Origin of the sequence: Actinomyces glycerinitolerans (assembly GCF_900098745.1) — a bacterium.
Taxonomy (GTDB): Bacteria; Actinomycetota; Actinomycetes; order Actinomycetales; family Actinomycetaceae; genus Actinomyces; species Actinomyces glycerinitolerans.
In genome coordinates this window covers 269,127-295,072 of sequence record NZ_FQTT01000001.1, presented here as the reverse complement: position 1 = coordinate 295,072, position 25,946 = coordinate 269,127, and the positions used below count along the sequence as shown (strand labels likewise).

Here is a 25,946-nt window from a genome sequence, read left to right as displayed (position 1 = left end):
TCGGCTTGTGATCGGAACCCTGCGTCGGCGCGGTTTCTCGCGTCGGCGCGGTGTGATCAGATTGAACCATGAGCGATGACGAGCAGCGCGCGTGCGATGGCGCCTCCGGCAACTTCAGCGACGATGTGCTGGGCGGTGTCGGTCGGCCCGAAACCGGGCGCAGGCGGCGGCGCAGGCAACGCAGTGGGAGGCGCTGGCGCATAGCACTGGTGTCCGTGCTCGCCGTCGTGCTGGTGATTGTGGCCGGCACGGCGGTCGGCGGACTGTGGCTGCGCAACCACCTGTCGGGCAATATCGAGACCATCGGCGACCCCTTCGCCGCGATCGACTCCGCCGACCGTGCCCCCGAGCAGGACGCCGAGGATCCGGCGACGAACATCCTCGTGCTCGGCTCCGACTCGCGTATCAGTGCCGGTGACCCCAACCAGTGGGAGGCCGGCGCGCAGCGCACCGACGCGATCATGGTGGTGCAGATCAGTGGTGACCGCGAGGACGTCTCCGTCATGTCCATCCCGCGCGACTCCTGGGTGGACATTCCCGGCTACGGGCAGAACAAGATCAACGCCGCCTTCTCCTACGGTGGGCCGAGCCTGACGATCCAGACCGTCGAGCAGCTCACGGGCGTGCGCATCGACCACTTCGTGGTGGCGGATTTCGAGTCCTTCAGCAAGATCACCGACGCGATCGGTGGGGTCACCATCAACCTCAAGAGTGACCAGACACTCGCCGGCACCGACTTCAACGCCGGCGCGCAGTTGCTCAACGGCGAGCAGGCCCTCGCCTACGCGCGCGAGCGCAAGAGCCTGCCGGGCGGCGACTTCGACCGGGTCAACCGCCAGCAGGCCTGGATGCGGGCCATGGTCGGAGCCGTGCTGAATAACGGCATCCTGACCAGCCCGACGAAGCTGTACTCCTTCCTCACCACGCTCACCGAGACCCTGGCGGTTGACGACGACTTCACCATCGGGGAGATGCAGTCCCTGGCGACCGCTCTGCGCGGCATCCACTCCACGGACATCAACTTCATGACCGTGCCGACGACCGGTACCGGCACCAGGGCCGATGGACAGTCGATCGTCCTGCTGGACGGCGATGCGGATGCGCCGCTGTTCGAGGCCTTCCAGAACGACGCCGTGGGGGACTACCTGGAGGACAATCCCGACGCCATCGAGTTGCTGCCCGCGACCGTGAATTGACGCTCACCGCGGGGCAGCCTGCGCTCGGCCGCTGACCGTCGTCTCGTACACGAGTTCCCCGCAAAGACACGCGTTTTAGAGGTTTGCGGGCGCAGGGTACGTGCAAAGCTCTAAAACTCGTGTTCCTGACGCAAACTCGTGTTCCCGGCGCAGGGGCACCGGTGTCTGGGCGAGGTTGACGGTTCGCGTGTTCCGGTGGCGGTTCGTCAACGCAAGGGGCCGCCCCGCTCCCGTCTGCGCTACTCGGCGACCTCGACCTCGACGACGGCGGGCTGCTCGGAGGTGGCCTTGGAGGAGCCCAGCTTGCTGCGCACGGCGCTGATCAGCATCGGCAGCACCGATACGAACACGATGGCCAGGATCATCACGTCGATGTTCTTCTGGATCCAGGTGATGGACCCCAGGAAGTACCCGAGCCAGGTGATGGCGAAGGCCCAGAAGGTGGCACCGAGCATGTTGAAGCCGAGGAAGTGGGTGTAGCGCATCCGGCCGACGCCGGCCATAACCGGGGTGAAGGTGCGCACGATCGGCACGAACTGGGCCAGCGTGATCGCCTTGCCGCCGTGCTTCTCGAAGAAGGCGGAGGTGCGCTCGACGTACTCCTGCTTGAACAGGCGCGAGTCCTCCCGGTTGAAGATCGCCGGGCCCGCCTTGCGTCCGATGAGGTAGCCGGTCTGGTTGCCGACGATTGCGGCGACCCATAGCAGGGGTGCGGCCACCCAGATGGGCACGCCCACGGCACCGGTGGCCACGAACATTCCCAGGGTGAACAGCAGCGAGTCGCCGGGCAGGAAGAAGCCGACCAGCAGCCCGGTCTCGGCGAAGATGACGAGCATGACGCCCACGATCGCCCAGGGGCCGAACCACTCGACGATCTTGGTGATGATGTTGGCGGCGTCGAGCCATTCCGGGCCGAGCGCGGGTGCGGGCATGGCGGGCAGGGCCGACAGCGCCCCGGAGGACAATGCGGTTACCGGGATCAATGCAGTCACGTTTACAGGGTAGGAATAAACCCTGGATGGTCGCCGAGACGGGCATCGCATCTGGCCTGTGGAATTGGGCACGCCGGTGTGAGCCGTGCGGCTTGCGGTCCCGACGGGCGGCCGGCTCAGCGGTCGCGGGAGGCGGCGTCGCCGGTGAACACCACGTAGTGGTAGAAGAGGAAACGGAAGGCGGTCCCCAGGGCGAAGCCCACGAAGTAGGCGGCGATGTTGTCCGCCAGGGGGCCGCTCAGGCCCAGGATGTGGTGGGTGAACAGCAGACAGAACTGGGTGATCAGGATCCCGCCGGCGTTGGCGAAGGCGAACAGGAACGCCTCCCGGGCGGTGTTCTCCTGGGTGCGACCGCGGTAGGTCCAGGAGCGGTTGGCCACCCAGGAGAAACAGGTGGCTACGCAGGCGGAGATCACGTTGGCGGTGTTCGGGTGCCCGGCGAGCACGCCCAGCGGACCGTGCTGGAGCAGGTTGAACAGGCCGGAGTCGATGACGAAGGCGAGCGCGCCGACCAGCCCGAACTGGGTCAACTCTTGCAGCCAGGCCAGCAGTCGTGCCCCCAGGGCCGTGGGGGGCTCGGCAGTTGCGGCCACGGCGTCGTCGGAGAATGCCGCGGGGCTATCGGGTGCGGTGCTCGCGGCATTGACGCGAGGGGGCACCGGGTCGGCAGCGGTGGTTCTGGCCAACGCCTCGGGTCTCGCTTTCGTCACGGACACGATCATAGGAGCGTGCGATGTGCGCGCGCTGAGAACGTGTTCGGCGTCACCCATGGGGTGACGTGCTACGGCACCCAGGTGATGGCGCCGAAGCCGTCCCACACCCAACTGACCCAGAACACCTGTCCCACCATCCCGAGGGCGAGCAGAGTCGCCCGCACGCGCGGCGTCGTCCGGGCGGCCAGCGCCCACCCGGCCGGAGCGAGCGGCAGCAGCAGGCGCAGCACCGACGTGGTCGGGTCGAAGAAGACCAGCAGGTACAGGCAGTAGCCCACGCACCACAGCCACGCCGGCCTGCCCAGCCGCCGCAGCGATGGCGCCGACAACGCCAGGGCGCCGACCATCACGAACCCGGCCAGCAGCAGCGGACCCAGATGGTCGCCCACCCACCAGCCACTTCGCGTCAGCCAGGGCAGCAGGGGCGTCAGCTCGCCGCCACGCCAGGACGTCTCCGTGGCGGTGTAGGCGTCGGCGCGGCCGGTGACCGCCCAGGCGAGCAGCGGCCAGGCCAGGGCGCTCGCGGCCGCCACGCCGCTCAGGGCCAGCAGTCCTCGGCGCGCGCTGGGTCCCAGCGGCGCGTTCCCGGCTCCGCTGAGCTCCAGGGCGCCCCCGGCCGACGGCGTCGTGGTGGACCGTCGCGCACACGCCGTCTCCCACAGCCACCACAGTCCCAACGCCGCCGTCAGTGGCACCCCGAGCGGCCGCGCGAAGGCCGCCGCGACCACGGCCGGCGCCGCCGCTAGGAAGCGACCCCGCTCGGCCAGGAGCAGTGCCAGCGCCACTGCCAGCAGGCCGAGCGACTCCGCGTACGGCAGTTGCAGTACCACGGCGCAGGGAGAACTCCACACCAGCGCCACCGCCCACAGGGAGGCGGCTGCCCCCACGCGGGGCGCCAGCCAGCGGTCCATCACCTGCGCCGCCAGCGCCGACGCCACCAGCGACACGATGGTGGCGCAGGCGTAGAAGGACCAGCCCGTCCAGGCCAGGGCCCGGGCCAGCAGGGGCAGCAGGGGCATGAAGGCCCACGCGTTCTGCTGCACCGTGCCGTTCGCGTCGGTCGGCAGCTGCGTCGGATAGCCCTCGCGCACGATGCGCTCGTACCAGCCGGAGTCCCAGAAGGAGGCGTGCTGCATCCACGACGGGCTCGCCGGGGCCCACACGGTGGGCCCGGTGTCCTGTGCGCCCAGCCGCAGGATCAGCAGTGAGAGCGCGCTCGTTGCCGCCCACACCCCCAGCACCGCCGCCCAGTGCGGCAGTGAAGCCAGGGAAGGCCGGGAGGTTGGGAAAGACTCCGGGGCCGGTCGGGCGCCGGGTGCGCCGCCGGCGGGGGAGCCGTTGTCGGCGCGCGCGGTGAAGGCGGCCGACGCAAGCGGTTCGTTGCCGACGTGCGCGGGTGAGTTGGGCTTGGGGGAGTCCGGGGGCGTGGAATCAGGCACGGCGCCAGCGTACGGGGCGCCGGCGCTAGGCTGACGCCGTGAGCGCACCCATTCTCGCCGTGATCGGCGGCGGTCAGTTGGCCCGCATGATGCAGGAGGAGGCCTCCGCCCTCGGCATCCACCTGCGCACGCTCGTGGAGACGCCGGACGGCTCGGCCGCTCAGGTGACCGTCGACGCCCCGGTGGGCGGAGCCGACGACGCCGACGCCGTGCGCGCCCTGGTGACCGGCGCCGCCGCGCTCACCTTCGAGCACGAGCACCAGGACTCGGCCCTGCTGACCCAGTTGCAGGCGGAGGGTGTGCCGGTGCGCCCGGCCCCCGAGGCGCTGCTGCTGGCGCGCGACAAGCTCGCCATGCGCCGCGCCGTCGACGCCGCCGGACTACCACAGCCGGCCTGGGCGGAGATCGCCGGGAACGCGCAGGAGATGCGCGCCCAGATCGGCGCCTTCGCCGCCGACCACGGCTGGCCGGTGGTGCTCAAGACCCCGCGCGGCGGTTACGACGGGCATGGCGTGCTCATGGTCGACTCCGCCACCGCCCTCGACGACGGCGAGGCCGCCACCTGGCTGGAGGCCACCGCGGCCGCCCGCGCCGGGCATGCCACCAACGGCACGGGCGGGGGCGGCTCCCTGGGCGGCGGCGCCGTCACCAGCCTGCTGGTGGAGGCGGCCGTCCCCTTCACCCGCGAACTGGCGGTGCTGCTCGCCCGTCGCCCCTCCGGGCAGATCGCGGTCTGGCCGGTGATTGAGTCCGTACAGTCCGACGGCATTTGTGTGGAGACGGTGGCGCCGGCCCCCGGGCTCGATCCGGCCGCCGCCCGCCAGGCCGAGCACATTGGTCGCACCATCGCCGAGCGGGCCGACGTCACCGGCGTGCTGGCCGTGGAACTGTTCGCCGTCGAAGCCCCGGAGGACACTCGCCTGTACATCAACGAGTTGGCCATGCGCCCGCACAACTCCGGGCACTGGACCCAGGACGGGGCCCTCACCAGCCAGTTCGCCCAGCACCTGCGCGCCGTCCTCGACCTCCCCCTGGGGGCGACGACGCCGACCGCCCCCACCACCGTCATGGTCAACTACCTGGGCGGGGACAGCCTCCCGCCCGCCGACGTCCTGGCCCGCGCCCTGGAGTGCGAGCCTCGGGCGCACATCCACCTGTACGGCAAGCAGTGGCGCCCCGGCCGCAAGCTCGGACACGTCAACCTGACCACCTCGGCCACCGACCCGGCGGGGATCGGCGCCGTACGCGAGCGTGCGCGCGCCGTCGTCGCGATCCTGCGCGGCGAGGCCTGAGCGGGCCGCCGAGGCCCGCCCGGCGCCGGTTGGGCATAGGCTTGCTGAGCATGCTCGTGCCTTGGCGGCGCTGTTCCGATGCCGCGCCGCGGTCGGTGCGGGTGATGCGCGGCAAACGGCAGATTCGGTGAATTCAGCGTAGGAGCGCCCCGTGAGCAACCAGCAGGACCAGCAGCCAGTCGTCGGCATCGTCATGGGGTCGGACTCCGACTGGCCCACCATGCGGGCCGCCGCCGACGCCCTCGACGCCCTCGGCGTCCCCTACGAGGCCGACGTGGTCTCCGCCCATCGCATGCCCGACGAGATGCTCGCCTACGGGCGCGAGGCCGCCGGGCGCGGGCTGCGCGTGATCATCGCCGGTGCGGGCGGTGCCGCCCACCTGCCGGGGATGCTCGCCGCCGTCACCGAACTGCCCGTGATCGGCGTGCCCGTGCCGCTGAAGTACCTGGACGGCATGGACTCACTGCTGTCGATCGTGCAGATGCCCGCCGGGGTGCCGGTCGCCACCGTGTCCATCGGCGGCGCCCGCAACGCGGGCCTGCTCGCCGCCCGCATTCTGGGCGCGGGACAGGGGCCCGAGGCCGAGCGGCTGCGTGCGGCCATGCGAGCCTTCCAGGCGGAGCTGGCCGAGACCGCGCACGCCAAGGGGGAGGCGCTGCGCCGGGAAGTCGCCGCCCGCTCCTGACTCGACACTGCGGTCCGGTCCGCCGAACCGGACTTTAGATGCACGCGGGGTCACGGCGCGCCCGGTACGATTTGCCCATGAGCATCCTCGTCGCGGGAGGTGCCGGCTACATCGGCGCCCATGTTGTTCGTCTGCTGCTGGAACGTGGGGATGAGGTCGTCGTCGTAGACGACCTGTCCTACGGAACCCCCGGGCGCGTGGAGGGCGCCGAGTTGGTTGAGCTCGACGTCGCCGCCGGCAACGCCACCGAGGTCCTGACCGACCTGATGGAGCGTAAGAACGTCACGGCGGTCATCCACTTCGCCGCCCGCAAGCAGGTGGGGGAGTCCGTGGCCCGCCCCGCCTGGTACTACCAGCAGAACGTGGGCGGTCTGGCCAACATGCTGGCCGCCATGGAGCAGGCCCGTGTGGAGCAGATGATCTTCTCCTCCTCCGCCGCGGTCTACGGCATGCCGCCGGTGGAGGTCGTGCCCGAGGACATCGACTGCCACCCGATCAACCCCTATGGGGAGACCAAGCTGATCGGCGAGTGGATGATGGCCGACTGCGAGCGCGCCTGGGGGCTGCGCTGGGCGGGACTGCGCTACTTCAACGTCGCCGGCGCCGGCTGGGACGACCTGGGCGACATGGCGACCCTCAACCTCATCCCCATGGTGCTGGATCGCCTGGCCCGCGGTGAGTCCCCGAAGATCTTCGGCACCGACTACCCCACCCCGGACGGCACCTGCATCCGCGACTACATCCACGTGCGCGACCTGGCCAGCGCCCACATCGCCGCGCTGGACCGCCTGGCCGGCAACGAGGAGCTGGACCAGCACGTCTTCAACGTGGGCACCGGGAAGGGCGCGTCGGTTCGTGAGGTGGTCTCCAAGGTGATCGACGCCGTCGCCGCCGCCACCGGCCAGCGGGTGGAGCCGGAGGAGCTGGGCCGTCGTGCCGGCGACCCGCCGCAGCTGATCGGCGACGCGACCCGCATCCGTGAGGTGCTCGGCTGGGAGGCCGAGCACGATCTGGACGACATCGTCTCCTCGTCCTTCTCCGCCTGGCAGGCCGACCCCGACCGGCCCCACTTCGGCTGAGGTCTGCCCCCACTACCTCCAACCTGGCATTCGCCCCGCGCGGTTCCCCTTTCGGGGAGCGCGCGGGGCGCTCGTGTCGGCCTGGGAGTTGACGGTTTGCCGCAGCCCCCGATTGGCCTGCGCACCAGGTGCTCAGGACTGGTTGAAATCGCTGGTCTGCAGCGTGCCCTCGCGCAGCTTGCCGAAGAAGCCAGGGGCAGTGGTGTCCTCCAGCAGGACGGCGGCGCCGATTCCTCCCGGCTCGTAGTCCAGGCTGGCGATCGGCGGTGCCCCGGTCAGGCCGGCGTTGGAGGCGGAGCGGAAGGCCAGCAGCATTTGTCCCAGGTCGACCATGGAGGCGTCTTGATCGACCACAAGCGCCTGAGTGCCGGCGTTCACCAGCGTGTCCTGCTGCGAGAAGCTCGTCAGGGTGGAGGTGGAGACCGCCTTGGAGACCACTGCGGAGATGACCGCACGCTGCCGCAGGCCGCGCCCGATGTCACCGGTCGGGTCGGACTTGCGCATACGGGAATAGGCCAGCGCCTTCTCCCCGTCGACGTCCTGACACTCGCCCTGGGAAGTGTCCCAAACCAGGCCGGAGTCGGCGTCGTTGACGTCGTAGTCCAGGCAGACGTTGATGCCGCCGACGGCGTCCACCATGGAGGACACTCCGCCCATGCTGACCTCGACGTAGTGGTCAACGGTCAGTCCGGTCAGCTGTTCGACGGTGGCTACCAGCAGGGTGGGGCCGCCGTAGGAGTAGGCGGCGTTGATCTTGTTGCCGCCGTAACCGGGGATCTCCACAAAGGTGTCGCGGGGCAGCGAGGTCAGTGAGGCCTGTCCTCCGGGCGCCTTGTGCAGCAGCATGATCGAGTCGGAGCGGGCGCCCTCGGTGTTGTCGACGACGGCGCCGTCGGCACGGGAGTCGGAGCCGACGATCAGCCAGGTCTCCCCGGGGGTGTCGTCCGCGCCGGACAGCGCTTCGACGCGCTGCAGCTTGGAGTTCACGTCGTGGGCCAGCCAGGCGACGCGCGCACCGACCAGCGCCAGCAGGAGCACCAACACCGCGGCGACCCACCGCAGCGGGTGGTGTCGCCTCTTGCGGGTGGGGGGTGACGGCGGTTCGGGCTGAGTGTGATCGTTCAGTGCGGACGTGGGCGCCAGCGTGCCCGGGCGTGCCGCGGCGGGTGGGCGGGGCACATTGCGACTGCGTTCCGAGGGGGCGGCACCGGCCGGCAGCACCCGGGTGCCCTCGGGGGCACGCGCCGAGCGGGAGCTTGTGGAACTCAGAGGTACCGCCGACGATCCGGCTCGCGCCCGACTCCTGGGGGCGGCGCCGCTGCGCCCGGTTTCACTCGCCCGGACGGGAGCGCCGCCAGACGACGACGTCGAGGCTCGTCGCGGGAGCGGGCGGCGGGGGGCGGCACCGCTGTGAGCGGCGGCGTCGCCGTCGGCACTGCGTCCGTTGGGCCGTGGCTCGAAACTGGCGGGTGTCGTGGCCGGGCGGCGGGCCTGCTGGCCGGAGGGCCGGGCCGGACGGGCAGGGTTGCTGGTCCGGCGGCTGGGCTTGCCGTTTCCGGGGGTGAATGACGGGGGAAGATCGCCGTCGTCGGTGGAACTCACCGGTGCCTGGCCTCCTGTCCCTTGGGCTCGGTTGCGGTGTCGTGGGCCTGTTTCAGTAGCACTGGGCGGCGGGGTCCTCCGGGGTGGCGTCGGCGGTGGGGGTCGTCTCATTCGCGGTGGTGCCGGACTGGTCGGAACTGGAGCTTGGCTGCGTCGCCTGGTCATCCTGCGCCGCGTCGGGGGAGGTGGCGTCAGCCGAGGAATCCGTGGGCTCCTGAGCAGCCGTATCACTCAGGGCCTCGGAGATGGGGGTGTCGGCCTTCATCGCCGCCCATACGGCGTCGGCCTCATCCGTGGGCAGTGCGCGGTTGCGATCCCAGGGCGCCTCCTCATTGGGCATGGTGATCAGGGTCACCTGGTCCATGCCGACGTCGCCGATGGACAGGGCCAGCCCGGCCAGGTTGGTCAGGGAGCCGAAGCCCGGCGAGGCCGTCAGCGAGCCCAGGGCGGCGCGGGCGAAGCTGTACAGGGCGTCGGCGTCGGTGAGGTAGTTCTTGGACTTGGCGGTTCGCAGCATCGCTGCCACCAGGTTCTGCTGGCGGGGCATGCGTTGGCGGTCCGAGCCGTCGCCGACGCCGTGGCGCACGCGCGCGTATTGCAGGGCGGTGGCGCCGTCCAGGTGCTGGCAGCCGCTTTCCAGGACCAGCTTGGTGTATTCGGTGTCGTTGATGTCCTCGTCCACGTACAGGTTGACGCCGCCGAGCGCGTCGACCGTGGTGATCAGGCCGTTGAAGTCCACGACCAGGTATTCGTCGATGTACAGGCCCGTCAGCTCTTCGACGGTAGCGAGGGTGCAGGCCACCCCGGCGGCGACGGCGTCATCATCGGCGCTGGCGCCGGCTCCGTTGGCGAAGGCGGTGTTGAACGCGGTGTAGGACATGGGCTCTGTGGAGCCGCCGTCGGCGGTCTTGCAAGCGGGGATGTCCACCAGTAGATCGCGCGGGATGGAGACGAGCTCGATGCGGGAACGATCTGCAGGGAGGTGGAGGATCATGGCGGTGTCCGAGCGGGCCACCGCCACCTCCTCGCTGCCCTCGGAGCCGTCGACGTTATTGGCCCCCGCGCGTGAGTCGGTTCCCAGAATGAGGATGTTGACAGCCTGGCCCTCATAGCTGTCCGCCACCTGCCGCGTGTCGCGGTTGTCGTCCAGCAGATCGTTGATGTCGATGGTGTTCACCTGCGACTGGAGGTCGTGGTAGGCGATACCGACGCCGGAGACCACGAACAGCACCACGGCGAACCCGGCTAGCAGGAACCGGCGCGCGGTGCGTCGCGTCAGATCCTTGGCGGAATGCCTCGCGTGTGGTTTGGGCTTGGCGTGGGAGGGCACGTCCATGATCATAAGGAACCCGTCTGTGAGAAGCTGTGATTCCGCGCTCTTTACGCGGAGGAATCTCAGACGATTGTCGTCATTTCCTGTTCATTCCACCCTAAGGTATGCGGCTTCTCACGGGTGCGCACACGCGGGCGGATGCGCGTGTAGTCTCCCACGCGTGACTGACGCAACGCCTACCTCGCCCCACGCCTCGGCCGGGCCGCCGCCGGAGACGATTCGCGTGGTCACGGTCGCCTACAACCCGGGCGAGGAGCTTGAGCGCTTCCTTGAAACCCTGTGCGCCGCCACCAGGCGGACCCCGAACGTGGTCATTGCCGACAACGGCACCGAGCATGAGTACGTCAACCGTGCCGCCGAGCGCTTCGGGGCGCGCGTGGTCGGCGACGGCACCAACCGCGGATACGGGGCGGGAGCCAACCTCGCGGCCCGCGATCTGACCGAGGACTGGCTGGTGGTCGCCAATCCGGACATCCAGTGGCGCCCGGGCAGCCTGGACACGCTGATCGAGGCGGGGCACGCCGAGCCTCGGGCCGGTTGCCTGGGGCCGCGGCTGCTGAACCCGGACGGGAGCGTCTACCCGTCCGGTCGGGCCCTGCCGTCCCTGGTGGGTGGGGCAGGCCACGCCATCCTGGGGAAGGTGTGGCCGGGGAACCCCTTCTCCTCCGCCTATCACGGCACGAATGAGGATGCTACGCACGCCGTCGGCTGGCTGTCCGGGGCCTGCCTGCTGTTGCCCGCTGCCGCCTGGAAACGGCTGGGCGGGTTCGACGAGGACTACTTCATGTTCTTCGAAGACGTCGACCTGGGCGCGCGCGTGGGGAGGGCCGGCTGGCTCAACCTGCAGGTGCCGGACGCCGTCGTCGTACACGCGCAGGGCGCCAGCTGGAAGAGCCGGCCCGAGCGCATGATCCGCGCTCACCACGCCTCCGCGCGCCGCTACATCAACGCCAGTCACCCGGCCGTCTGGCAGGCGCCCGTGCGCTGGGCGGTGTCCGCGGGGTTGAAGGCCCGCGAGGAGATCGCCGTGCGCGCAGCCCGCCGCGGCTGAGACTGCCCGGAAGGACGATCGTCCCCATCGCTACGACCCCGCCGAGGTCCAGGAGGCCCTCAAGGCGGTGCGCGCGGGAGACTGACTTGCCATGGCCTTCTCTGCTTTTCTTGATGCGTGCGTGCTTGTTCCCAGCACACTGCGGGACGTCCTGTTAGAGATCGGGTGCACCGACGCCTTTAGACTGTTGTGGAGCAAGCAGGTCGAGGACGAAGTAGAGGCAACGGTGATGCGACTTCCCTGACGAGTTTCTGCTCGACTTGCTCGGTCTAAGTCCGAGTAGCGTGTGCCGGGCGCTTGCTGAAGTTCTTGGCAGGACGGGACGCAAGGGACCGAGATGGGACCTGGACGATCTCCTGAGGCGGTTCGAGCGTGAAAGACTCAACACGTTTGCCGATGCTGTTCGTCAGGCCTGGCCCGGGGCTGAAGGAAGTTCCGACGAGTAGGTTTCGCGATGGCGGACGTCATCACGTGCGGCACGTCTTAGGGCCTTAGGTCCTGTTGTGTGAGTGCTTGGGTGGCGGTGTGTGGTTGTTGAGCCTGTCAGTTGGACCGCTGTTCCCCGGTTGGACCGCTGTTCCCCGGTTGGACTCCTGTTCCCCGGTTGGACCGCCGTAGCCGCCGGTTACAGCGGTCCAACGGGGCGTAGGCGGTCCAACCGGGCGTGGGCGGTCCAACGGGGCGTGGGCGGTCCAACCGGGGCGGTGCAAGACCCACTCGCCCCCTTCGACGGGCGCACACCAGCCCACTCAAGCTGGGGCCCGTAGCCACCAGGTACGACGAACTCGCCATCCGCTATCAGACCACCATCCACATCGCCAGCACCACCCCACCAGCACAAACGACTCACACAACACGACCTAGGGCAGCGAGGGCGGCGGCGGGGCGTCGTCGAGTGCGACACGCCGGGCCAGCCGGGTGATCTGCCGTTCGCGGGCGGCGTTGCGCCGGAACGAGGACAGGATCTGGAACAGGAAGGCCACGACCAGCGCATACAGCAGCAGGTCGGTGCCGCGGCCGACCCCCACCAGGTGCGCCAACCGGGTCAGCAGCGATGGCGCCACGATCGCGGCGATGGCGAAAATGACGAAGGCCAGGGTCAGGAGTCGGCGGCCGGCCTGATGGCGCGCCCCGCCCGGTGAGCGCAGCATCATCCACCCCATGGCGGCGACCGCGGCGATGAGGAAGACCTGAATGATGATCTGTGAGCTCATGACATCAAGTATGGGGGTGGGTTACGAGAACAGCAGGTCAACGAGGATGTTGATCGAGTTCCACAATGACTGCCCCTTGCCCTTGGAGTAGTCGGTGTAGGCGATGTGTACCGGGAACTCCCGCCACGGCAGCCCGGTGGCGCCTAGCTGGCGGATGATCTCGGAGGCGTGCGCCATCCGGTTCTGGCGCAGGTCGAGCCGGGCGGCGGCGTCGCGGCGGATTACTCGCAGGCCGTTGTGCGCGTCGGTCAGGTGCATGCCGGTGGTGTGCGAGGCCGCCACCGCGGCGGTCTTCAGCACGAGTCGTTTGAGCCAGCCGACGGGGGAGGGACCCTGGAGGAACCGCGACCCCAGCACGAACGCCAGGTCCTCATCCCGGGCAGCCTGCACCATGGCGGCGGCGTCGGCCACCGAGTGTTGCCCGTCGGCGTCGAAGGTCACCACGAAGTTGGCGTCGGTACGCTCCAGCACATAGGTGATGCCGGTCTGCAGCGCCGCCCCCTGACCCAGGTTGAGCGGATGCCGGACGACGACGGCGCCGCCCGCCGCGGCCTGTGCTGCCGAGTCGTCCCGCGAGCCGTCGTCGACGGCGACGACCAGCGGGAAGACGCGCCGCGCCTCCTCAATGACGCCGCGCACCACCTGAGCCTCGTTGAACAGGGGAATCACCAGCCAGGCGTCGGTGAGCGGGACAACCGGAGCGGGTGGCGGCGACTGCTGGCCATCGGTGGACGTCACCGCCGCATTCTCGCACACGATTGTCCTAAGATGGCCACGCAGTGCCGCCCGGTTGAGGTCGGTGCTCCGATGTACGCCCAGTGCCCAGCTTCAGGCCAGTGAGGAGCCGCCATGAGCCCGGCCAGTCCAGCCCGGATCGCCCCATCCGCCGACGTCTCACCCGACGCGACCATCGGGGATGGCTCATCCATCTGGCATCTGGCCCAGGTTCGCGAGCACGCGGTGCTCGGTGAGGGCTGCATCGTGGGCCGCGGCGCCTACATCGGCGAGGGCGTGCGCATGGGGCGCAATTGCAAGGTGCAGAACTACGCCCTGATCTACGAGCCCGCCCGGCTGGCGGACGGCGTGTTCGTCGGCCCCGCCGTCACCTTCACCAACGACCACTTCCCCCGCGCCGTCAACCCCGACGGCTCCCTGAAGTCGGCCTCTGACTGGGAACCGGTCGGCGTAACCGTGGAGGAGGGTGCCTCCATCGGGGCGCGCGCCGTGTGCGTCGCCCCCGTGCGCATCGGCGCATGGGCCACCGTCGCCGCCGGCGCCGTCGTCACCAAGGACGTGCCCGCACACGCGCTGGTGGCCGGGGTTCCCGCCCGCCGCATCGGCTGGGTGGGCCGCGCCGGCGAGCCGCTCGTCCCCGTGCAGGAAGACGCCGCGAACGCGACCGCGCGCAATGACGCCGCCCCCGCCGATGCCGCCGGCGAGCCGGCCCCCGCAGGCACGCGCCGGTGGCGCTGCCCCGCAACCGGCACCCTGTACGAAGAAACACTTGCCCCCAACAGTTCCGAAAACACGATCCGGGAGGTCACCCACTGATGTCACGCGAGTTCATTCCCGCCGCCAAGCCGATCATCGGGGACGAGGAGCGCGCCGCCGTCGACGCCGTCCTGGCCTCTGGCATGGTCGTCCAGGGGCCGCAGGTCGCCGCCTTCGAGGAGGAGTTCTCCACCCAGGTGGTCGCCGGCGCCCACTGCGTCGCCGTCAACTCCGGTACCTCCGCCCAGCACCTGGCCACCCTGGCCAGCAACCTCAAGGCCGAGGGCGGTGCCCCGGAGGTGATCGTCCCCTCCTTCACCTTCGCGGCCACCGGCAACTCCGTGGCCATCACCGGTGCCAAGCCCGTCTTCGCCGACATTGACCCGGTCACCTTCACCCTGGACCCGGCCTCGGTGGAGGCCGCCATCACCGACAACACGGTCGCCATTGAGGTGGTGCACCTGTACGGCCTGCCGGCGAACATGGACGCCATCATGGAGCTCGCCGCCCGCCACCACCTGGCGGTCTTCGAGGACTGCGCCCAGGCGCACGGCGCCGCCATCAACGGCAAGCCCGTGGGCACCTTCGGGGCATGGGGGTCCTTCTCCTTCTACCCGACCAAGAACATGACCACCCTGGAGGGTGGCATCGTCTCCACCTCCGACGCCGAACTGGCGCGCCGCGTGCGTCTGCTGCGCAACCAGGGCATGGAGAAGCAGTACGCCAACGAGCTGGTGGGCCTGAACAACCGCATGACGGACGTGGCCGCCGCCGTCGGCCGGGTGCAGCTGAAGAAGCTGGACGGCTGGACCGAGGCGCGCCGTGCCAATGCCGCCGCCCTGGACGCCGGACTCGCCGACGTCCCCGGCGTGATCACCCCGCATGTTCCCGACGGCTACCGGCACGTCTACCACCAGTACACGATCCGCCTGGAGGGGGCCACCGCCGCCGAGCGCGACGCCGCCCAGAGCGCCCTGCGCGAGGAGTGGCAGGTCGGCTCCGGCGTCTACTACCCGATCCCCAACCACCGCCTGGACTCCCTGGCCCCCTACGCACCCGACCTCGAACTGCCGAACACCGAACTGGTCGCCCGCGAGTGCCTCTCCCTGCCGGTCCACCCCTCCCTGTCGCAGGCCGACCTGGATCGCATCGTGCAGGCCGTGGACGCCGTCGTGAAGGCGGGTGCCTGAGATGAGCGAGAACGCCACCACCGCCGCTCCGCTGCGCCTGGGCCTGATCGGCCTGGGCTCCATGGGCCGCCACCACGCCCGGGTCATCCGCGCCACCGAGGGCGTGGATCTGGTGGCCGTGGCCGACCCGGGCGGCGACCGCTTCGGCGTCGCCGGGGACCTGGAAGTGCTGCCGGATGTGCACGCCCTCATCGACGCCGGCCTGGATGCCGCCATGGTCGCCGTCCCCACCGTCTTCCACGAGGAGGTCGCCCTGGCGCTCGCGGAGGCGGGCGTTCCCACCATGGTGGAAAAGCCCATCGCCCACTCCGTCGAGGCCGGCGAGCGGGTGCGCGACGCCTTCGCGTCCCGCGGCCTGGTGGGTGCCGTCGGCTATGTGGAGCGCTGCAACCCGGCCCTGCGGGCGCTGCGGGAGCGGCTCGACGCCGGCGAGCTGGGCCAGGTCTACCAGGTGCTCACCCGCCGCCAGGGCCCCTTCCCGGCGCGCATCAGCGACGTGGGCGTGGTCAAGGACCTGGCCACCCACGACGTCGACCTGACCGCCTGGGTGGCGGGCTCGCCGTACGTGTCCATCAGCGCCCAGGTGGCCCACCGCTCCGGCCGGGAGAACGAGGACATGGTGGTCGCCTCCGGACGGTTGGCCAGCGGCGTGATCGTCTCCCACGTGGTCAACTGGCTGACCCCCTTCAAGGAGCGCGTCACCATCGTCACCGGGGAGAAGGGCGCCTTCGTGGCGGATACGCTCACCGGCGACCTGACCTTCTACGCCAACGGGACCGTCACCTCCGACTGGGACCAGGTCGCCAACTTCCGCGGTGTCACCGAGGGCGACGTCATCCGCTACGCCATCCCCAAGCGTGAGCCGCTGGCCCTGGAACAGGAGCGCTTCCGCGACGCCGTGCGCGGCGTGGGCAGTGAACACGTCACCATGGCCGAGGGCGTCAACACGCTGCGGGTGGTTGAGGCGGTGCTCACCTCCGCGGCCGAGGGCCGCACCGTGCAGCTGTGAACCGCCGCCTGCTCGCCCTGGCCGCCGCGGGTGCGGGCACCGCCCTCGCGGCCGCCGCGCTGCGCGCCCGCCCGCGCGGTGGCCACCCCCGGGTGGTGCTGGCCACCCGCCTGTACGCCCCCGAACCGGCCGCCGCCGCGCTGCGACTGCGCGGACTGGCCCGCGCCCTGGCCGCCGCCGGCGCACAGGTGACCGTGCTGACCTCCACCCCGCCGGGCATGGACACGCCCGCCGACCCCGGCGTGACGGTGCGCTCCGCCCCGGCCCTGCGCGACAAGAGTGGCTACATCCGCGGCTACGCCCAGTACCTCAGCTTCGACATCCCGCTCGCGGCACGGCTGCTGGCCGGGCCCGCGCCGAACCTGATCGTCGCCGAGCCACCGCCAACAACCGGGGCGGTGGTGCGCGTGGCCGCCGCCCTGCGCGGTGCCCCCTACGCCTACTACGCCGCCGACGTGTGGTCCGACGCCGCCGCCTCCACCGGCGCCCCCGGCTGGGTGGTCGGTGCCCTGCGGTGCGTGGAGGGCCTGGTGCTGCGTGGCGCCCGCACCGTGCTGGCCGTCAACGACGGCGTGGCCGAGCGGGTGCGGGAACTGGGCGCCCGCGCGGTGACCGTGGTGCCCAACGGCATCGACACCGACGTGTTCACCCCCGCTGGGCCGCGCGCCGCCGACGCACCAGCGGCGCCGTACTTCCTGTACGCCGGCACCGCCTCGGAGTGGCAGGGGGCGGGCGTATTCATCGAGGCCTTGCGCCTGGTGCACCGGGAGGAGCCCGAGGCCAGGCTGGTGTTCCTGGGGCAGGGCAGCGACTGGCAGGTGCTAAAGGACCTGGCGGGCGGGGACGCGCGCGTGGAGTTTCACGACCTGGTGCCGGCCGCGCAGGCCGCCACCTGGCAGCGCGGGGCGGTGGCCTCGGTGGTGTCCATTCGCCCGGGGCTTGGCTACGACTTCGCCTACCCGACCAAGATCTTCGCCGCCCTGGCCTGCGGCACGCCGGTGGTCTACGCCGGACCCGGGCCGGCGCGCACGGACCTGCCCGCCAACGCCCTGGGCTGGGCCAGCGACTACGACGTCGAGCAAGTCGCCGGCGCCATGCTGGCCGCCCTGGAAGCGGCCCGTGCGGGTGACTCGCAGCGGGCCGAGGCGGTGCAGCGCCGTCGGGAGTGGGTCATGCGGCACCGCTCCATGCTGGCCGCCCTGCGCGACGCCGCCGAGGTGTTGCTGGCCGAGGCGTCGGTGGCGGACTGACACACGACTTGGTGCTCGCAGAGGTTGGTGGCGCTCGTGGGCGGCCGGCCGAGCCGGGCCAGTCAGAACGGCCCGGACGGGAGTCGGACGGTCAGAAGGTGACGGTGCCGGCGCGGGTGCACAGCTCGGCCACCACCCGCTCGGCGGCCTGACCGTCGCCGTAGGGGGTGGCCGCGCCCGGGTCCGGCTCGGCCGGCCTGGGACGGGAGGCCGCCGCCACCAGTGCCTCCCCGGGCTCCACCAACACATTCCAGCCCAGTTCCACGGTCTCCACCCACTCGGTCTGCGGTCGCACCGTCGTACACGGCACCCGCAGCAGGAAGGCCTCCTTCTGCAAGCCGCCGGAGTCCGTGACCACGCCGCGGGCGTGCAGGGCGGAGGCGATCAGCTCCGGGTAGGACAGGGGAGGGTGCACCAGCAGCTGCGAGCCCGGGGCCCCGCCGACGGCCTCCAGGTCGATGCCGTGCTCGGCGCACTTGGCCACCAGCCGCGGATGTGCCAGCAGCACCACGGGATGGTCCACGCGGGCCAGGGCATCTAGCACCGCGCGCAGCCGGCCGGCGTCGTCGGTGTTCTCCGCCCGGTGGATGGTGGACAGCGAGTAGCCGCCCTCGGCCAGGCCCAGTTCCTTCATCACCGGCGACGCCTCGCCCGCCACCTGATCGCGCACCTGCAGCAGCACATCGGTCATGACGTCGCCCACCACCACGGTGCGCTCTGCCAGCCCCTCGGCGGCCAGGTGCGCAGCACCCACCGCGGTGGGCGTAAGCAGCAGGTCGGCGGCGTGGTCGGTGAGCACCCGGTTGATCTCCTCGGGCATGGCGCGGTTGAAGGAGCGCAGCCCCGCCTCCAGGTGGGCGCTCGGCACGTGCAGCTTCACCGCCGCCAGCGCCCCGGCGAGCGTGGAGTTCGTGTCCCCGTAGACCAGCACCCAGTCAGGGGCGTGCTCGGCCAGAACCCCGTCCATGGCCGCCAGCATGGCCCCGGTCTGCACCCCGTGCGAGCCCGAGCCCACGCCCAGGTGCACGTCTGGCGCGGGAATGCCCAGATCGCGGAAGAACACGTCCGAGAGCATGGGGTCGTAATGCTGACCGGTGTGCACGATTACATGCTCCACGCCGGCGGCAGCGCAGGCGTGGGCGATGGGGGCGAGCTTGACGAACTGGGGGCGGGCCCCGACCACGGACAGCACCTTCATAGCCCGGACTCTACCGGCCGGTGGCGTGAAACCACCGTCAGTCGACGTCGGGACCGGTGACGCGTCGGCAAGAAGAGCCCGCGCGCAGACATCCCCTGGATATACTCGCCGGGTGAGTTTGCTGTTGCGCACCGTGAGGAGTTTGCTGAGCGTCCTGCCTCATGACGCTGCGCGCTTCATACTGACCTTCGCCGGCCTCTTCTCAGCGCTGTCCCTGCTTGACGTCGCCGCCCTGGGACTCCTGGCGCTCCTACTAACCCCCCTGATGACGGGAGCCTCCTTCACCATCCCGGTGATAGGCATGAGCGTGGGCGGCACCGGCACGGTGTGGCTGCTGGTGGTGGTGTGCCTACTCATCATCAGCAAGGACCTGTTGGCCATCGCCATTCAACGCGCCTCCACCAAGCGTTTCGCCAGCTTCGAACAGGACCTGGGCGCCCAACTGCTCGACTCCTTCTTCTATGCCCCCTGGGCCGAACGACTGCGCCGCCACTCCACCGACCTGGTCCGCTCCACGGACGTGGGCGTGGCCTCCACCGTCTCCGGCGTGCTGATCCCCTTCACCCAGCTGGCCGGTGAGGTGTGCACCTTCGTGGCCGTCATGGTGGTGCTGTTCGTCGCCCGTCCCGCGATGGCGGCCGTAACCGTCGCCTACTTCGGCATCGTCGCCCTGGCCATGTACCTATGGGTGCTGCGCCGGGCGGTGGCCGCGGGCAAGGACAACCGCACCTACTCGGTGCGTGCCGTTCGCCTGGTCTCCGAAATGGTCCACTCCCTGAAGGAGATCACCCTGCGGGACAAGGCCGCCGAACTCGAGCGCGTGGTGCTCGCCGAACGCCGCAAGGCCTCCCAGGCCCGCGCCGACCAGTCCTTCCTCGGCGCGGTGCCCCGCTACATGCTGGAGATCGCCCTAATCGGTGGCCTGGCCATCGCCGCCGGCATCGGTTACGCCCAGGGTGGGCAGAGCGAGGCGCTGTCCTCCCTCGCCCTGTTCGGCGTGTGCGGCTTCCGCATCGTCCCCTCCATCACCCGCTTCCAGACGATCATGGGGCAGACCGGCTCCAATATCCCCTACGCCGAGCGGGTGCTCGCGGAGATCGAGGCCGGCCGCGTCAACCGGGCCCAGCATGCCGAGATGGTCGCCGGCACCGAGCTGCCCGACGACGCCCGCGCCCTGGTGCTCGACAACGTCTCCTTCACCTACACCGGTTCCGACAATCCGGCGGTGGAGAACGTCTCCCTGACCCTTCCCTTCGGCACCTCCCTCGCCCTGGTCGGTGCCTCCGGCTCGGGCAAGTCCACCCTGGTGGACATGATCCTGGGGCTGCTCACCCCCTCGGACGGGCAGCTGCGGGTCGACGACGTGCCGCTAACCGAGGTGCTGCACTCCTGGCGCTCCCGGGTCGGCTACGTGCCCCAGGAAGTCTCCCTGTTCGACTCGACCGTCGCCCACAACGTCGCCCTGTCCTGGGACACCGACTCCATTGACGTCGAACGCGTGCGCCGGGCGCTGCGCCGTGCCCAACTGCTCGACGTCATCGAGGAGCGTGAGGGCGGCATCTGGGCATCGGTCGGCGAGGGCGGCATGAAGCTGTCCGGCGGGCAGCGCCAGCGCCTGGGCATCGCCCGCGCCCTGTACTCCGAGCCGCTCGTACTGATCATGGATGAGGCCACCTCCGCCCTGGACACCGCCACGGAGGCCGCCGTCACCGAGGCGGTCGCGGAGCTGTCCGGCGAGGTGACCGTCATTGTGGTGGCGCACCGCCTGGCCACCATCCGCCACAGTGACCAGGTGTGCTTCATGCGCGATGCCCACCTGGTCGCCTCCGGCACCTTCGACGAGGTGGTCGCCGCCGCCCCCGACTTCGCCCAGCAGGCGGCCCTGGCCGGACTGCTCGACGACGACGATGAGTCGGCCGCCCGGGGCGCCGCGGGCGCCGCTTCCCGCATGCAACCGGACAGGCAGGAGAAGACCGCATGAATGAGACGATGCCCGCCGACACCGCCGTCACGCGGACAGCTCCCTCCGGCGCACCCGTCCCGGGCGGGTCGGCGCTGCGGCTACCGACCTTCAACGGGCGGGGCCCGCGCGTAGCCATGCTCGTCTACAACGACGCTCACAATGATGCCCGCGTCCTGAAGGAGGCGGCCGCCCTGCGCGCCGCCGGTGCCACCGTGCGCATCTTCGCCGTCGCCCGCGCTAACTCCGGCTACCCCGAGGGCACCGTCCCGGTGAGTGACGGCGTCGACATCGTGCGCGCCCGCGAGTTCGCCCTCGCCAATGTGTCCCCCCGCCTGGCGGCCCTGCGCGACCGCGTCACCGGCAAGACCGGCGCGCCCACGGGCGCCGAGGCACTCAAGACGCCGGCCGCCAGCGGCGCCGGCACCGAGCCCCAGGGCACACCGGCGCTCGCGGACGGGACTGCGGCGGTTCCCGCATCGGCGACCGACACCGCCCAGGTTGAGACGGTCCGCGAGCACGCCCCCCGCCCGACCATCACCACCGCGGCACACGCGGCGGCCGACCGCGCCGGCGCGCTTACCGCCGACGCGGCCATGCGCGCCTACAAGACCGTCTCCCTGGGCGACTACTGGCTGCGCGCCGCCCGCGCCGCGCTGGCCTGGATGCCCGACGTGGTTCACGCCAACGACGGCAACACCCTCGCCCCTGCCCTGTGGATCGTGGATCGCTGCCACGCCCGCCTCGTCTACGACTCCCACGAGCTGTGGCTGCACCGCAACGTCCGCACCGACCGGCCCGTGGCCCGCAAGGTGGAGGCCGCCGTCGAGAAGCGCGGCATCCGCCGCGCCGATGCCGTCATCACCGTCTCTCCCTCCATCGTCGACTGGCTGACCGAGCACTACCGGTTGGAGACTCCACCCGCCCTGGTGCGCAACATTCCCGCGGCCGGCCCCCTGCCCGATCCCGGCCGCGGACGGCTGCACGAACTGGCCGCCCTGGCCCCCACCGACAAGGTCATCGCCTACGGCGGGCGCATCACCACTTCCCGCGGCATCGAGGAGACCATCGCCGCTCTGCCGCACCTGCCCGCCGACGTCCACCTGGTCATGCTCGGCTACGGCGAACCGGACTACCTCGCCGCCCTCGCCCGCGAAGCCGCCCGCCACGGCGTGAGCGACCGTGTACACCGGGTGGGGCCGGTAGCCCCGCACGAGGTGGCCGACGCCCTGTCCGACGCCGACGTGGCGGTGGTGCACGTGCGCCCCACCTGTCTGTCCTACCGCTTCGCCCTGCCCAACAAGCTATTCGAGTCCATCCGGGGCGGCCTGCCCGTGGCGGCCGCCGACCTGCCGGACATCCGCGCCGTCGTCGAACGCTACGGGGTGGGGGAGGTCTTCTCCGGGGAGGACCCGGCGGATCTGGCCGCCACCATCTCCCACATCCTGGCCGACCCCGACCGCTACCGGGCCGCCGCCCTGGCCGCCTGCCCGCAGCTCACCTGGGAGCAGGAGACCGGGGCGCTGATCGGCGCCTACCGCCGCGCCCTGATGGGGGAACGCGCATGAGCGTCCCCTCCGGCCCCACCTCCGCGCCTCGGCGGCCCCGCCTGCTGATCATCTCCTTCTCCCCAATCGCCGCCGACGCCCGTGTCCTGAAGCAGGTGCGCCTGTTCACCCCCACCCACGAGGTCACCACCTGCGGCTACGGCGAGGCTCCCGACGGCGTGGCCCGGCACGTGCGCATCCCGGATGAGCTGGTCTCCTGGCGGCTGGATCGCGCCGACCTGATCGCCCGCCGCTTCGCCCGCGCCCAGGCGCACCAGGAGGTGGTCGCCTGGGTGCGTGAACAGCTGGAGCCCGGCGAGTTCGACGTGGTCCTGGCCGACGACGCCGAAACCGTGCCACTGGCCCTGTGGCTGCGCCCGGCCGGCGGCGTCCACGCCGACCTGCACGAGTACGCCCCCCGGCAGAAGGAGGGCGTGCCCCGCTGGCGCATCTTCGTCGCGCCCTACGTGCGCTGGCTGTGCCGCACCTACGTGACCCGCGCGGACTCGGTCACCACCGTCGCCCAGGGACTGGCCGACGCCTACCGCCGCGAATACGGCATCCGCGCCGAGGTGGTCACCAACGCCACCCCCTACCGGCAGGCCGACCCCACCCCGGTCGGACACCCCCTGCGGCTGGTGCACTCCGGCGCCGCCCTGCCCGACCGGCACCTGGAGATCATGGTCGAGGCCGTCGGCCTGACCGAACGCGACGTCACCCTGGACCTGTACCTGACCCGCAACGACCCCGCCGTCATCGACGCTCTGCGCGCCCAGGCCGCCGCCCTGCCCGCCGACCGCGCCGGCCGCGTGCACGTGATGGACCCCGTCCCCTACGCCGAGCTCATCGACACCCTCGCCCGCTACGACGTCGGCGTCTTCTCCATCCCGCCGGTCTCCTTCAACTACAAGCACACCCTGCCCAACAAGCTGTTCGACTTCATCCAGGCCCGCCTGGCCGCGGTCGTCTCACCCAGCCCGGAAATGGCCCGCGTGGTCGAGCAGTACCACCTGGGTGCCGTCACGGCGGACTTCACCGCCGCCTCCCTGGCCGCCACCCTGGACTCGCTCACCGACGCGCAGGTCGCCGCCGGCAAGGCCGCCGCCCACGCCGCCGCCCGCGAGCTGTCCGCCGAGCAGCAGATGTCCGGCTGGTGGGACGCCATCCTGGCCGCGGACCGCCGCGCCGCCGCCGTCGATCCGACGCTCGCCGTCCCGGCCGACCGCGGCACCGACACCGGGGAGAACGCATGAGGGTCCTCGCCGTAACCACCTGGTTCCCCACGGCCGTCGCCCCCTCCCGCGGCAGCTTCGTGGTCAACAACCTCCACGCCATCGGCCGGGCGCACGAGCTGCGCGTGCTTCACCTGGTCGCGCCCGGGGACGACGACGGCACCCGCCGTCTGATGCATGCCGGCCTGCCCGTGCGGCGCATCCCCATGAACCCACAAAACCCCGCCGACGTCGCCCGCGCCGCCCGCGCCCTGGGCGCGGCTCTGCGCAGCGACGCCTTCACCCCGCAGATCCTGCACACCATGGCCGCCTCCGCGCTGGAACCCGCCGCCCTGCTGCGGCCGCGGCTGCCCTGGATCCACACCGAGCACTGGTCCGCGCTGACCGCGCCGGAGACCCTGCCGCCGACCGCCCGGGCCGCCCTGCCCGCACTGCGGCGGCTGCTGCGCCTGCCCGACATCGTCACCACCGACTCCCAGTTCCTCGCCGACGGCGTGGCGTTGGGGCGCGGCGGGCGGGACACCCGCCCGGTTCCGTGCATTGTCGAGCCCTATCCGCCCGCCCCGCGGCGGGACCGCGGCGACGGAACGCTGCGGCTGGTGAGCGTCGGCGGAATCATCGACCGCAAGGACCCGCTGCTGGCCCTCGAGGTCGTGGCCGAACTCGTGCGCCGCGGCGTCGACGCCCACCTGACCTGGGTGGGGGAGGGGCCCCTGCGCGACGCCGTCACCGAGCGCGCCGCCGCGCCCGACCTGGCCGGGCGCATCACCCTGACCGGAACCTTGGATGCCGCGGGCGTGCGCGCCGCGCTCGCGGATGCGGACGTGTTCCTGGCCCCCACCCGCTCCGACAACTTCTTCATCGCCGTGGCGGAGGCGGTCATTGCCGGCCGCCCCGTGGTCACCGGCGCCAAGGGCGGCCAGAGCGAGTACCTGGACCCCGCCTACTCGCGCCTGGTCGCCAGCCGCGATGCGTCCCAGTGGGCCGACGCGGTGGCCGAACTCGACGCCGCCACCGCGGCCACGCCCGCCCAGGCCATCGCCGCGACCATCGGCGACCGCTTCTCCACCGCCGCGGCCACCCGCGGCTACAACACCGCCTACCGCGACCTACTCGCCCCGCGGGGTGAGACCTGGCCCGGTGACGAGCCCCGGGGGTAACGCACGTGCACGAAACACTCGCTCAACCCGCCGCCCGCGGGCGCCGTCGACTCGGCCCCAACACCGTCGAACGCACCGACCTCGGGCGCCCCGAGCCGCCGCCCGGCACACGGGTGGACGTAGTAGTCGCCTGCCACACCCCCGCCCGACCGATCGGCCGGGCCGTCGCCTCGCTGCTCGATGGCAACCCAGAGGCTGCCGTCACCGTCGTGTGCCACAACCGCACCGCCGAGGAGATCGCTTCGGCGATCCGGCCCGAGCACCGCGAGCTGGTGCGCTACCTGGAGCACATCGACCCTCGCCCCTCCGCCTCCGGCCCCTTCAACGCGGGCATGCGCGCCGCCCGCACCCCGTGGGTATCGATCATGGGCTCCGACGACCGCCTGGCCGCAGGGGCCGTCGCTTCCTGGCTGACGCTGTCCGGCGCCACCGGCGCCGAGTTCATCATTCCTCGTCTGGCCCTGGGGAGCCCGACGACGATCGTGCCCACGCCCGCACCACGCCCCACTCGGCTGCTCGCCCCGTACTTGTGCTCCCGCGCGGCCGGTCGTGGTCCGAACCGCCCTGGTGGTCCCGCCGCCCGGGCCATCCGTCGCCTGGCCTGCACCGACCTGGTCGCCGACCGCCTCGCCTACCGCTCCGCCCCGCTGGGGCTGCTCAGCGTGGCGATGCTCCGGCGCACCGGCGCCCACCTGGTGGAGGGGGTCCCCGTAGGCGAGGACGTGGCCATGGCGACCGGCCTGTTCGCCACCGTGCCCACCGCCTATGACGCCGCCGGACCCGTCTACCTGATCGGCGAGGACGCCTCCGACCGCGTCACCTATGTGGTGCGTCCCATGGACGAGCAGCTCGGCTTCCTGCCCGCCCTGGTCACGGCCCCCTGGTTCAATTCCCTCACCGCGGCCCAGCGCCGCGCCGTAGTGGTCAAAATGGTGCGCATCCACGTGTTCGGCGCCGTCTACTACCGTGACCGGGAAGAGATCTGGACGCCCACCGAGCGGGCCGCGCTGGCGGGAATGTGTCGGCGCCTGCACGGTGCTGCACCCGGATTCGACCGCGTCCTGTCGCTTGCGGACCGCGACCTCCTCGATGCCTGTCTGGATCCGGCCGTGCCTGCGGCCACGCTGATCCACCGTGCCCAGGCGCGCCGCCGCCACGGGCGTCCCGCCACCCTGCTCACCCGCGATCCTGCCTGGCTCCTGGATCGGGAGGCGCCGCTGCGTTTCATGTCCGCCTCACTGCTGACCAAGCTGCTACCGGCAGTATCCGTACCCGTTGCGGCCGGTGCTCCTCCGGCCCCCGACCAGGACTGA

General features: G+C 71.2%; 22 protein-coding genes. 14 read left to right on the top strand and 8 right to left on the bottom strand.

Translation table 11 applies throughout. The features are described from left to right. The first annotated feature begins 68 nt into the window (after nucleotides 1-68). Nucleotides 69-1,196, top strand: coding sequence for an LCP family protein (locus ACGLYG10_RS01180; protein ID WP_083565275.1), 1,128 nt, complete (start codon nucleotides 69-71; stop codon nucleotides 1,194-1,196). 239 nt (nucleotides 1,197-1,435) lie between these two features. On the opposite strand, the gene ACGLYG10_RS01175 is transcribed toward ACGLYG10_RS01180, so the two are convergent. The 3 genes from ACGLYG10_RS01175 to ACGLYG10_RS01165 all read right to left on the bottom strand — a co-directional run bounded on the left by ACGLYG10_RS01175 (nucleotide 1,436) and on the right by ACGLYG10_RS01165 (nucleotide 4,169). Further along, on the bottom strand, nucleotides 1,436-2,128 hold the full coding sequence (locus ACGLYG10_RS01175) for a VTT domain-containing protein (RefSeq protein WP_234416205.1): 693 nt from the start codon (nucleotides 2,126-2,128) through the stop codon (nucleotides 1,436-1,438). A gap of 176 nt (nucleotides 2,129-2,304) precedes the next feature. Continuing rightward, nucleotides 2,305-2,781: a GtrA family protein gene (locus ACGLYG10_RS01170; protein WP_073327793.1), complete on the bottom strand. Its 477-nt coding sequence runs from the start codon at nucleotides 2,779-2,781 to the stop codon at nucleotides 2,305-2,307. A gap of 188 nt (nucleotides 2,782-2,969) precedes the next feature. Next, nucleotides 2,970-4,169 carry a hypothetical protein gene (locus ACGLYG10_RS01165; RefSeq protein WP_073327792.1) on the bottom strand — a complete coding sequence of 400 codons (1,200 nt, stop codon included), beginning with the start codon at nucleotides 4,167-4,169 and terminating at the stop codon, nucleotides 2,970-2,972. A 209-nt stretch (nucleotides 4,170-4,378) separates the two neighbouring features. Between ACGLYG10_RS01165 and ACGLYG10_RS01160 the strand changes: the two genes are divergently transcribed. The 3 genes from ACGLYG10_RS01160 to galE all read left to right on the top strand — a co-directional run bounded on the left by ACGLYG10_RS01160 (nucleotide 4,379) and on the right by galE (nucleotide 7,396). Beyond that, complete coding sequence (locus ACGLYG10_RS01160) at nucleotides 4,379-5,632, top strand: 5-(carboxyamino)imidazole ribonucleotide synthase (protein WP_073327211.1); 1,254 nt, start codon at nucleotides 4,379-4,381, stop codon at nucleotides 5,630-5,632. A gap of 193 nt (nucleotides 5,633-5,825) precedes the next feature. Then, nucleotides 5,826-6,317, top strand: a complete 492-nt coding sequence (purE, locus tag ACGLYG10_RS01155; RefSeq protein WP_073327790.1) for a 5-(carboxyamino)imidazole ribonucleotide mutase — start codon at nucleotides 5,826-5,828, stop codon at nucleotides 6,315-6,317. Nucleotides 6,318-6,394: 77 nt separating this feature from the next. After that, entirely contained in the window at nucleotides 6,395-7,396 is a 1,002-nt protein-coding gene (gene galE, locus ACGLYG10_RS01150) for a UDP-glucose 4-epimerase GalE (protein WP_073327209.1), read from the top strand. Nucleotides 7,397-7,528: 132 nt separating this feature from the next. Here the strand turns inward: galE and ACGLYG10_RS15490 are convergent, their stop codons facing one another. Both ACGLYG10_RS15490 and ACGLYG10_RS01140 read right to left on the bottom strand, forming a co-directional pair. Beyond that, nucleotides 7,529-8,998 (bottom strand): LCP family protein, encoded by a 1,470-nt coding sequence (locus ACGLYG10_RS15490; protein WP_244542523.1) that lies wholly within the window; start codon nucleotides 8,996-8,998, stop codon nucleotides 7,529-7,531. Nucleotides 8,999-9,050: 52 nt separating this feature from the next. Continuing rightward, the gene (locus ACGLYG10_RS01140; RefSeq protein ID WP_108969576.1) at nucleotides 9,051-10,334 is read right to left on the bottom strand and encodes an LCP family protein; all 1,284 of its coding nucleotides are present in this window, start codon (nucleotides 10,332-10,334) and stop codon (nucleotides 9,051-9,053) included. Between the two features lie 157 nt (nucleotides 10,335-10,491). Between ACGLYG10_RS01140 and ACGLYG10_RS01135 the strand changes: the two genes are divergently transcribed. Next, complete coding sequence (locus tag ACGLYG10_RS01135; RefSeq protein WP_073327208.1) at nucleotides 10,492-11,382, top strand: glycosyltransferase family 2 protein; 891 nt, start codon at nucleotides 10,492-10,494, stop codon at nucleotides 11,380-11,382. Between the two features lie 860 nt (nucleotides 11,383-12,242). Here ACGLYG10_RS01135 and ACGLYG10_RS01130 read toward each other — a convergent pair. Next, a complete protein-coding gene (locus ACGLYG10_RS01130) occupies nucleotides 12,243-12,596 on the bottom strand; it encodes a DUF2304 domain-containing protein (protein ID WP_073327206.1) in 354 nt (117 codons plus the stop codon). A 21-nt stretch (nucleotides 12,597-12,617) separates the two neighbouring features. Then, nucleotides 12,618-13,334, bottom strand: coding sequence for a glycosyltransferase family 2 protein (locus ACGLYG10_RS01125; RefSeq protein WP_073327205.1), 717 nt, complete (start codon nucleotides 13,332-13,334; stop codon nucleotides 12,618-12,620). 111 nt (nucleotides 13,335-13,445) lie between these two features. Between ACGLYG10_RS01125 and ACGLYG10_RS01120 the strand changes: the two genes are divergently transcribed. Genes ACGLYG10_RS01120 through ACGLYG10_RS01105 form a run of 4 tightly spaced genes read left to right on the top strand, consistent with a single transcriptional unit; the run spans nucleotide 13,446 to nucleotide 17,536 of the window. Further along, nucleotides 13,446-14,147: an acyltransferase gene (locus ACGLYG10_RS01120; protein WP_073327203.1), complete on the top strand. Its 702-nt coding sequence runs from the start codon at nucleotides 13,446-13,448 to the stop codon at nucleotides 14,145-14,147. Continuing rightward, the gene (locus tag ACGLYG10_RS01115; RefSeq protein ID WP_073327202.1) at nucleotides 14,147-15,277 is read left to right on the top strand and encodes a DegT/DnrJ/EryC1/StrS family aminotransferase; all 1,131 of its coding nucleotides are present in this window, start codon (nucleotides 14,147-14,149) and stop codon (nucleotides 15,275-15,277) included. The genes ACGLYG10_RS01120 and ACGLYG10_RS01115 overlap by 1 nt, the downstream gene beginning before the upstream one ends. A 1-nt stretch (nucleotide 15,278) precedes the next feature. After that, nucleotides 15,279-16,286, top strand: a complete 1,008-nt coding sequence (locus ACGLYG10_RS01110) for a Gfo/Idh/MocA family protein (protein WP_073327200.1) — start codon at nucleotides 15,279-15,281, stop codon at nucleotides 16,284-16,286. After that, entirely contained in the window at nucleotides 16,283-17,536 is a 1,254-nt protein-coding gene (locus tag ACGLYG10_RS01105) for a glycosyltransferase (RefSeq protein WP_083565265.1), read from the top strand. Before ACGLYG10_RS01110 ends, ACGLYG10_RS01105 begins: the two co-directional genes overlap by 4 nt. A gap of 91 nt (nucleotides 17,537-17,627) precedes the next feature. Here ACGLYG10_RS01105 and wecB read toward each other — a convergent pair whose 3' ends face one another. Then, nucleotides 17,628-18,734 carry a non-hydrolyzing UDP-N-acetylglucosamine 2-epimerase gene (gene wecB, locus ACGLYG10_RS01100; RefSeq protein WP_073327199.1) on the bottom strand — a complete coding sequence of 369 codons (1,107 nt, stop codon included), beginning with the start codon at nucleotides 18,732-18,734 and terminating at the stop codon, nucleotides 17,628-17,630. 112 nt (nucleotides 18,735-18,846) lie between these two features. Between wecB and ACGLYG10_RS01095 the strand changes: the two genes are divergently transcribed. The 5 genes from ACGLYG10_RS01095 to ACGLYG10_RS01075 are packed head-to-tail and all read left to right on the top strand — an operon-like array spanning nucleotide 18,847 to nucleotide 25,946. After that, entirely contained in the window at nucleotides 18,847-20,715 is a 1,869-nt protein-coding gene (locus tag ACGLYG10_RS01095) for an ABC transporter ATP-binding protein (protein ID WP_170866422.1), read from the top strand. After that, nucleotides 20,712-22,262 carry a glycosyltransferase gene (locus ACGLYG10_RS01090; RefSeq protein WP_073327196.1) on the top strand — a complete coding sequence of 517 codons (1,551 nt, stop codon included), beginning with the start codon at nucleotides 20,712-20,714 and terminating at the stop codon, nucleotides 22,260-22,262. The genes ACGLYG10_RS01095 and ACGLYG10_RS01090 overlap by 4 nt, the downstream gene beginning before the upstream one ends. Continuing rightward, a complete protein-coding gene (locus ACGLYG10_RS01085) occupies nucleotides 22,259-23,494 on the top strand; it encodes a glycosyltransferase family protein (RefSeq protein ID WP_210578459.1) in 1,236 nt (411 codons plus the stop codon). The genes ACGLYG10_RS01090 and ACGLYG10_RS01085 overlap by 4 nt, the downstream gene beginning before the upstream one ends. Then, the gene (locus ACGLYG10_RS01080) at nucleotides 23,491-24,633 is read left to right on the top strand and encodes a glycosyltransferase family 4 protein (protein WP_073327194.1); all 1,143 of its coding nucleotides are present in this window, start codon (nucleotides 23,491-23,493) and stop codon (nucleotides 24,631-24,633) included. The genes ACGLYG10_RS01085 and ACGLYG10_RS01080 overlap by 4 nt, the downstream gene beginning before the upstream one ends. A 5-nt stretch (nucleotides 24,634-24,638) precedes the next feature. Further along, nucleotides 24,639-25,946: a glycosyltransferase family 2 protein gene (locus tag ACGLYG10_RS01075; RefSeq protein ID WP_073327193.1), complete on the top strand. Its 1,308-nt coding sequence runs from the start codon at nucleotides 24,639-24,641 to the stop codon at nucleotides 25,944-25,946.